We start from the raw sequence: 4304 nt of genomic DNA on the forward strand, positions 1-4304 counted from the left end.
GCCCCGTCGCCGCCCACAACCCGGCGAACAGCTCCACCAGCCCCGCCACGCCGCAGCACTGGCACGCGCTGTCCCACCAGCCCGAGCGGCTCCGGCCCGGCCCCCGCTCATCCGGTACGCCGCTCGTGACGATCCCGCCGGCCAGCCGCTCGGCCCAGTCCAGATCACCCGGGTCACCCCCCACCCGGTACAGCTCGTAGAACATCCTCGCCACCCCGGCCGAACCCGCACAGAACCCCAGATACTGCAGATCCCGCCCCTGCGGCAGATGATGCGGCACCCGCGCGCACCGCCCGCTCAGCACGCTCACCGCCCGCACGAACCCCGCGCCCCTGCGCGCCGCCTCCAGGAACCGGAGCTCGCCCGTCACCCCGTACAGGCGAGCCAGCAGGAACGCCGTGCCCGACGTGCCGGCCAGGAACCCCGGCGTGACCGCATCGGCCGGCAGCCCCGCGCAGTCACCGAAACGATGACCCGGCACCGCCAGCCGCGCCACCCGCAGCCCCGCCTCCACCGCCAGCTCCTCGAACGCCGGCACGCCCAGCATCGAGCCACCGTGCAACAGCGCCAGCACCACGCCGCCGTCCGCCCGCTGCGCCGGATCCCCCGACCACCCGGGACCGCCCGCCATCGGCCGCGCCGCCCGTGCCACCCGGCCGAGCGCCGCCGCCGCGACCTCCTCAGGACCGCCGTCGCCGAGCACCCAGCCCGCCTCGCACAACGCCACCGCGATGCCGCTCAGCCCGTGGTAGAACGACACGTCCGTCACCTCGCGCCAGGCCGAGGCCAGATAGCCCACACCCGCCCGCACGTCGCCGAGATAGTCGTCATCGCCGGTCGCCGCGGCCAGCTCCAGGAAGAACAGCACGATCCCGGACGCGCCCGCGTACAGGGAGGCCGGCTCAGGCGGCAGGGCGGAACGACCGCGCGGGTCCGGGTTGGCCGCCCAGTGCCACCGGCGCGACCCCCGCCCGCCGCCGGTCGCCGCGCTCCTGATCCAGCGCGCGGCCCCGATCGCGGCGCTCAGCGGCGTGTCGGCCCGCTCGCCGGGCGGGCCAGTCCCATCCAGGCTCATGGTGCACCCGGGGCCTTTCCTGGTCGCCGGTGAAGGCCCTTGCATTCTCCTCCACCCACGCCGGACCGCCAACCAGCACCTGTTACTTCACCCGCCTCTTCACCCCGCCTCTTCACCGGCGGCGGAACCTCAGCGCGAACGGGGTCAGCATCGACTCGAACTGCACCGCCAGACTGATCTTGCTGGAGCCGGCGTTGCGTTCCTCGAAATGGATCGGCATCTCGACGATCGAACGGCCCAGCTGCTTGCACCGATGGTTCATCTCGACCTGGAAGCTGTAGCCGTCGCTCCTGATCGCGGTCAGGTCGATGCCTTCGAGCGCGTCGCGATGCCAGATCTTGAACCCGCCGGTGGGGTCGCGGATGCCGAGGTTCAGGATCGTGTTGACGTAGAGGCCCGCGAACCGGCTCAGCAGCCGCCGATGCCGGCCCCACTGCGTGGACAGGGAGCCGCCCACCACGTACCTGCTGCCGATCACCACGCCGGCCTGGGTGGCCAGGATCGTGCCGAGCAGGTGCGGGATGTACTCCGGGCGGTGGCTCAGGTCGCCGTCCATCTGCACCACGTAGTCGTCCCCGCGCTCCAGCGCCGCCCGCATCCCGGCGATGTGGGCCCGCCCGATGCCCTCCTTCACCGTGCGGTGCAGCACCACCATCCGCTCGTCGCGCTCCTCGTTCGCGTGCTTGGCCAGGTCGTCGGCGAGCGCGCCGGTGCCGTCCGGAGAGTCGTCGTCGGCGATGATCAGCCGCAGGTTGGGCAGGTCGAGTGCGAAGATCCGCTCCGCCAGCTCGCCGAGGTTGCCCGCTTCGTTGTACGTCGGCACGACGACCGCGACCCGCGTCTCCCGCCACGGCGACGGCAGAAACCAGGCTCCCGGCGTGCGGGTGCTTCCGGGTTCGTCGTTCAATGAGCTCTCCTCATCCCCCATGCAAGCGATCGTCGATCACCGCGAGGGGAGCACGCAACTCGGGCGGCGCGCCGGCCGGATCGCGAAGCCCCGCTCGCTCCGGTGGACAGCATGCCGGACCAGCGGCAATCCGCGATTGAATCAGGGCACAGCGCCCTCGGATCAAAGGACAGCGCGACCCGAACGGCAGCCCCCTCGCCCCGCCCTCGCCCCCGCTTCGGGCGATGGCGGGACCACGGCAGCCGGCTCTCGGATCAGGAGACAGCCAGGCGATAGACCTGCCGGGAGCCGCCCTCCGGGCCCGGATCGGCGGCCTCGGCGGGAACGAAGCCGAGCCGCTCGTAGAAGACACGCGCGCCGCTGGCGACGGCGCCGGGATGGTCGGCCCCGAAAGTGATCACTTCAACCGTGCCCGGCCCCCGTACGAACCTGCGCATCGCCTCGGCCATCAACGCCTGCCCGGCCCCCTGCCCCCGCACCCGCTCGGAGACCACCAGCCAGTGGACGTGGTGGACCGGCCCGTTCTCCGACCCCGGCCCGAACAACAGCCCACCGGCCAGGCCCGCATCCGGCGAGACGGCGACGAGCGCGGCCGAGCGGCGAATGTGCCGGCGCACGGCCTCGTGAAAGCCCGGATCCTCGACCATCGGACCGAACCACCCCTCGACCTGGGCCGCCAAGGCGAGAAAGCCGGGGAAGTCCTGCTCGGCCGCAAGTCTGACGATCATCCGAATATTATCGCCACCACAAGGACACCCACCGGACCCGCCCACCGAACACGGTCGCCGAACACGGTCGCCGACGCGAAGACGATCACGCGAGCCTGACGACCAGCGCCAGGCAACGGGCGTCGACTCAGCGCCGGGTACCGCCCGGGCAGCGGGTGACGGCCAATGCCAGGCAGCGGTCCGCCGCAGCGCCAAGCCGGCCCGCAACGAGGAGCTTCCGGCGGAGACCGGCGCGGACGGAGCTGCCGTGCCGGAGCTGAGCCGGCTGGCGGACGACGCCGATCGCTCGAACAGGCTATCCGCGACCGAGCCCCTTACCGCGCTATCTGCCGCAGACCAACCGCCGAGCCCCTTCCACGCGGCACACAACAGACCGACCAATCGCCGTACCCTTTCCACGCGGCACGCAACAGACCGCGACCGCCCGCCAAGCCCGTTCCCACGCGCAAGACCACAGGCCGCCACTGCGCCCCTCCCGCACGTCACTCCGCAGACAGGCCAAAGGAACGCCGCAGGCAGGCCGCCCGGCCGCCGTGCCGGGCCCGCTCGCACCCCCCGTGACCACGGATGCTAGCTTGCCGCTCATGTCTGAGTATCTGCGTGATCTGTTCTCCCTTCACGGCCGGCGCGCCCTGGTGACCGGCGGCAGCTCCGGCATCGGGTACGCCATAGCCGAGGCGATCGGGCGCGCCGGTGCCGAAGTCGTGCTGGTCGCCCGCAGGCAGAACGCGCTCGACCAGGCCGTTGACCAGCTGCGCAAGCACGGCGTCACCGCGTCCGCGATCAGCGCCGACCTCGGCGACCGCGACGCCGTCAGCCGGGTCTGCGCCACGGCGGGTGAGATCGACATCCTGGTCAACGACGCGGGCAACAACATCCGCAAGCCCATGGCCGACCTCACGCTCGAGGACTACGAGCAGACCCTGGCCGTCAACTTCACCGCCCCCTACCTCCTCGGCCAGCACTTCGGCCCCCAGATGGTCGAGCGCGGCTGGGGACGCATCATCAACGTGGGCTCGCAGCAGTCGGTCAGCGCCTTCGGCGACAGCGGCGCGTACGGCGCCGCCAAGGCCGCCGTCGCCGGGCTGACCCGGTCGCAGGCCGAGGCGTGGTCGGTCAGCGGGGTGTGCGTCAACACGATCATCCCCGGATTCGTGCTGACCCCGCTGACCGAGCCCGCCCAGGCCATCCCCGGCCGGGTCGAAGCCCTCGCCGCCCGCCACATGGTGAAACGCAACGGCCTCCCGCAGGACTTCGCAGGCGCGGCGGTGTTTCTGGCCGGTGACGCCTCCGCATTTGTCACCGGCCAGATGCTCTTCGTCGACGGCGGCTTCTCCGTCCACTGACCTGCCCATCGACCCGGCGCCGGCCACAGAACGAGACAGGACCCGGTCGTCGTTCATCGCCAGCTTGGGTGTGGGGTGCGATGTCGGGCGCAGAGGGCAAAGTGACCCCCGCGCCTTTACTTTGTAGACTTCTAGGCCCCTTCGGGGCGTGGCACGTGTGGGAAAATCCGACCGGGCCGCTCGCCGACGTCGGTGAATCATGGCGCAGCTGAGGCCGAATTGTAGCTTGATGCTGGGAGCCGTCTTGC

At 71.6% G+C, this 4304-nt stretch carries 4 protein-coding genes; 1 reads left to right on the forward strand and 3 read right to left on the reverse strand.

Going from position 1 to position 4304, the window contains the following annotated elements; genetic code table 11:
- The 3 genes from ETD85_RS60470 to ETD85_RS60480 form a co-directional block, all read right to left on the reverse strand.
- The coding region (locus ETD85_RS60470; protein WP_138698796.1) for a lanthionine synthetase LanC family protein at positions 1 to 1075 on the reverse strand (1075 nt) is incomplete at its 3' end.
- Between the two features lie 112 nt (positions 1076 to 1187).
- The gene (locus ETD85_RS60475) at positions 1188 to 1982 is read right to left on the reverse strand and encodes a polyprenol monophosphomannose synthase (protein ID WP_240780148.1); all 795 of its coding nucleotides are present in this window, start codon (positions 1980 to 1982) and stop codon (positions 1188 to 1190) included.
- A gap of 254 nt (positions 1983 to 2236) precedes the next feature.
- Positions 2237 to 2710 (reverse strand): GNAT family N-acetyltransferase, encoded by a 474-nt coding sequence (locus tag ETD85_RS60480; protein ID WP_138698798.1) that lies wholly within the window; start codon positions 2708 to 2710, stop codon positions 2237 to 2239.
- 584 nt (positions 2711 to 3294) lie between these two features.
- Between ETD85_RS60480 and ETD85_RS60485 the strand changes: the two genes are divergently transcribed.
- Complete coding sequence (locus ETD85_RS60485) at positions 3295 to 4056, forward strand: SDR family NAD(P)-dependent oxidoreductase (RefSeq protein ID WP_138698799.1); 762 nt, start codon at positions 3295 to 3297, stop codon at positions 4054 to 4056.
- Positions 4057 to 4304 lie beyond the last annotated feature (248 nt).

This window comes from Nonomuraea zeae, assembly GCF_005889725.1.
Lineage (GTDB): Bacteria > Actinomycetota > Actinomycetes > Streptosporangiales > Streptosporangiaceae > Nonomuraea > Nonomuraea zeae.

Coding starts and splice junctions, on each gene's coding strand:
- ETD85_RS60480 (WP_138698798.1), bottom strand. CDS start 2,710: ATGATCGTCAGACTTGCGGCCGAGCAGGACTTCCCCGGCTTTCTCGCC.
- ETD85_RS60485 (WP_138698799.1), top strand. CDS start 3,295: ATGTCTGAGTATCTGCGTGATCTGTTCTCCCTTCACGGCCGGCGCGCC.